This window comes from Kaistella haifensis DSM 19056 (assembly GCF_000735695.2).
GTDB classification, from domain to species: Bacteria; Bacteroidota; Bacteroidia; order Flavobacteriales; family Weeksellaceae; genus Kaistella; species Kaistella haifensis.
In genome coordinates this window covers 1-3,523 of the sequence record NZ_JASZ02000056.1, presented here as the reverse complement: position 1 = coordinate 3,523, position 3,523 = coordinate 1, and the positions used below count along the sequence as shown (strand labels likewise).

Annotated in this window: 3 protein-coding genes and 2 pseudogenes; 2 read left to right on the top strand and 3 right to left on the bottom strand. The window is 35.5% G+C overall.

Features of this window, described 5'->3' with window-relative positions:
• Positions 1 to 681: 681 nt before the first annotated feature.
• Positions 682 to 834, bottom strand: a complete 153-nt coding sequence (locus AP75_RS14745) for a hypothetical protein (protein WP_242589843.1) — start codon at positions 832 to 834, stop codon at positions 682 to 684.
• On the opposite strand from AP75_RS14745, the gene AP75_RS13530 reads away from it, so the two are divergent.
• Complete coding sequence (locus tag AP75_RS13530; protein ID WP_228406766.1) at positions 763 to 1,179, top strand: site-specific integrase; 417 nt, start codon at positions 763 to 765, stop codon at positions 1,177 to 1,179. The genes AP75_RS14745 and AP75_RS13530 overlap by 72 nt on opposite strands.
• Positions 1,157 to 1,285, top strand: a pseudogene (locus AP75_RS14940) (IS91 family transposase); the annotation flags it as partial. The gene AP75_RS13530 and the pseudogene AP75_RS14940, both read left to right, overlap by 23 nt.
• A 251-nt stretch (positions 1,286 to 1,536) precedes the next feature.
• Here AP75_RS14940 and AP75_RS13525 read toward each other — a convergent pair.
• Positions 1,537 to 3,186 carry a S41 family peptidase gene (locus tag AP75_RS13525; RefSeq protein WP_088264973.1) on the bottom strand — a complete coding sequence of 550 codons (1,650 nt, stop codon included), beginning with the start codon at positions 3,184 to 3,186 and terminating at the stop codon, positions 1,537 to 1,539.
• 46 nt (positions 3,187 to 3,232) lie between these two features.
• A pseudogene (locus tag AP75_RS13520) lies at positions 3,233 to 3,523 on the bottom strand (hypothetical protein); the annotation flags it as partial.

Here is a 3,523-nt window from a genome sequence, read left to right as displayed (position 1 = left end):
GCTGTACACCCCAAATTCTTTTACATCCTCGGCATTTTGCCCTACAGCTGCCCAGTGGCTGCGGCTGCCAATGTCTATTCCACACGCATTGGGATGTACCACTTCGAGTGAAATCTGCTTCTTAATTTCCATGTCTTAATTTTTTAAATTAAACCAATAAAAACTCCAAGGATTGCACTTTGCTAAATTTGAAATTATTCTGATCGGGATATCTGCTTTTGGCGGACTCACCATTAAAAACTAACACCGTCTGAAGTATTACTACCAAAGACTTTTGTGCAATCTTACCTGAATTGCAGACGGGTTTTTTAAACACCATTGCTTAAACCGGTCTTTTCAAGGAGCAGGTACTAAGGTAAGAAATAATGGATTTGGAATATTGAATTTTTCACGCCGACTCCTCCTCGTTAGCGGCTAAAAACAACTTCGTTTTCGAGTAGGGGAATTGTTGCTAACGTTTTGCGGCTTTGCGATGGTGCGGATTAATATGACAACTCTTTCTATTATAAACAAAACTTCGGAAAATCTGAAATCTTCAAACTTGCGGCTCCCCCGCACTATTGCAAAACCGTTGTTGAACTAAACCTCCGGTAGCTTTTCCATTCGCCGTTTTAGTAACTTTGTTTTTATTAACCTTTTAAAAACTCATGAAATGGCTACAAAAAAAAATCTACTGAGGATTTAAGAACAAACAAATTCCTGAATCGTGCCTCGAGCGAAGTTAACGGTTTTGCCGAACTTCTGCAACGCTTCGAAAGAAATATTTCCATCCTGGGCAGAAGCAAGCGTACCTTCGACAATTATTCCCGTCACGTTGCAGCCTTGGCGCTTCATTTCGGTAAAGTCCCTACCGAATTAGACCCGGAAGACATCAAAGATTACCTTTTTGAACTTCAAAAGCGATCAAAAACCCCTTCTCAGTCGTACTTTAAACATACCGTTTATGGATTGCGGTTTCTTCTGAAAACCGAAGGTTTGCCTTACAGCTACCTCCATCTTCCCGCGATTCCAAAAGTGAAAAAACTTCCCACTATTTTAAGCCGTGAAGAAATCTGGCGAATGCTTCAAAGTGCTGAACTCCTGAAACACAAACTGCTCATCGGCCTGATCTACGGTTGCGGACTGCGCTGTATGGAAGTAAGGAATATCAAGCTTCACACCCAAAACGCTGCTCAATAAATGCCGGTGCTGCAAGGAGGGAAACCTGGTTACCATTGCTATTTTCGGGCAGCGGGGGCCGCCGCAGGATTTTCTTTTCGTTACCCAAACGCTGTCTGCAAAATAACCTTTGCGGGTAAGGGAACCTGTGTTCTGAAGCGAGGAAAAACCGCTGAAACCCACCAATAAAGGCTACCCAACGCCACAAAAAAAGCAGTCCTTCCGAAAAAACTGCTTTGTGTATCTAAATTCTAAAAACGACATACCCATAAGAGGACCATCATACTGTTGAAAAGCCACCGGAGCTTCCGTTCAACGGGCTTTCATTTCTTGTCTTGCAGACAAAACGAAAGCTTAGTTATTAGCAACAGTATATTTTTATCGGTTCGCATATTCAATAGCTCTTTCAAGAACTTCGTCTTTTCCGTCAATAATTCCTTGTATTGTTGGTTTTACTTCAATATCTATTTTAATTCCTTTTCTTTGAGTCTCTGTTTCGTCCGGATAAAAAATTCCAATTCCTGTTATCATTGTTTTATATCCTCCTACCATTTCAAATTTATCTACATTTCCATCTGCACCAGAAGTTTGGCTTCCAATTGTTATTGCATTATCTCCAGTTTGTAAAATCATTGCGGTAAATTCTGCGTGACTTTGAGATGTTTCGTTTACCAGAATGATAACTTTTCCTTTATACTTCAATTCTCCATTTATCCCGCATTGAGTTCCATTTCTCCAAATGAATTTTCCAGGATAATCTAAATCAGGATAAGTTACTTTAAAAAAATCGTTTTGTTTTGAAGAAATATATTCTGCAATTGCATAACCAGTTCCTTTCGGATAATTTCTTATATCAAAAACGATTGCTTTAGTGTTTTTAAGTTTTTCCATTGCTTCTGAAACATCTTGTTTTTCTAAAATTCCCATATTGATGTAACCAATACTTTCGTTTAGGATTTTAAATTTTTCTGTTTCTTTTTGACGTTCATATCCGAACTCTTTGAACTTGTATCGTTTTATAGTTTTATTGTAAGTTTTATCGCCTCTCATAAATTCTATGTTAACGGAATCTGATGAGCCGTTAAAAATTGTATAGTAGGCATTATTACTTTTTCTTGCCAAGTTAGAGCCATTTATGTATTTTTCGTTTTGTTTGAAAATTTTTTCTACTTCTTGGTTATTTACCTTTGTAATAACATCGCCAATCCTTAAATCATCAGCTTTTGCTAAAGAATCATTATAAAATTTTGTTATAACTGCATTTCCATTTATAAGCTTGAAATCTGCAGGAATCCAATAATACCCAAAATATTTGTTTGTTTCGTTAGATACAAATCCTGCGTGACTATCATCAATACTTACAACAAGTTCAAGCATTGCTAAATGAAATTCATTTTCAGAATTTGAATTAAAAAATTTCGGAATCATTTCAATAAGCACATCATCCCAATTTGCATCTATTTGGTATTTATACGGAAAAAAATACTCAATAATATTCCAATATCTGAAAAGAGTTAGTAATCTTAAATTTTGATTGTTCCAATCTAAATCCTTGTAAATTAATTCGTTTGTAAAATTTAAATTTCCAACTTTTTTGTTTTCAAATTTTACATAATTGCTTTCTCCTTGATATCTGTTGTTTTCGATGAATTTAAGTTTTTCAGAAAGTTCAGATGTAAAAAGCTTGTTATTGTTTATCCAGCTTAAATTGAAGTTTTTGTTAAAGTATATATTTTCACTTTTTTGATTACATTTTTTACATTCTTCAATACTTCCCAAACTTGAAATCCAATCGAGATAAATTTTGGATAAATCATTTTTTGTTGTTGCTGTTTCAATTTTTGGTAAAACTTCAAAAAGTTGCTCATCCCAATTATAATTACCTTTCGCTACTTGTGGATGATAATATTTTAGAAATCCCCAAACTTTAGAAGTTGCTGTTAATTTTTCAGTTCGAGTTAATTTTTCTTGAGCGTATGCTAAATTTCCAAAAATTAGAATTAGGAAAAGAAGTGTTATTTTTTTCATTCAGTTCGTTTATATTCTGACTAACGTTAAATTTTAATATTGATAATCAGTATTTTGTGATTTCAATATCTCTGTCAGTCAATCCAAATTTAGTGATTTGTTTTTGAATTCTTTTGGCTGCAGCAATTTTTCTTTTCTCGTCAAGGAACAGATATAGTGAAGGTGGTTGGTAGCTTTGCCCTTTCACAAGCATGTTCCAGATGATGACGGCAAGTTTGCGGGCCAGTGCAGAGACAGCAGTTGCTCTTCCTTTCTTGTAGTTCAACCTTTTGAAAAAGTCTGCGAGCCAGCCTTCTTTGAGATTACCGATGGCATTGGCAGTGTTTCGAAAGGCAAT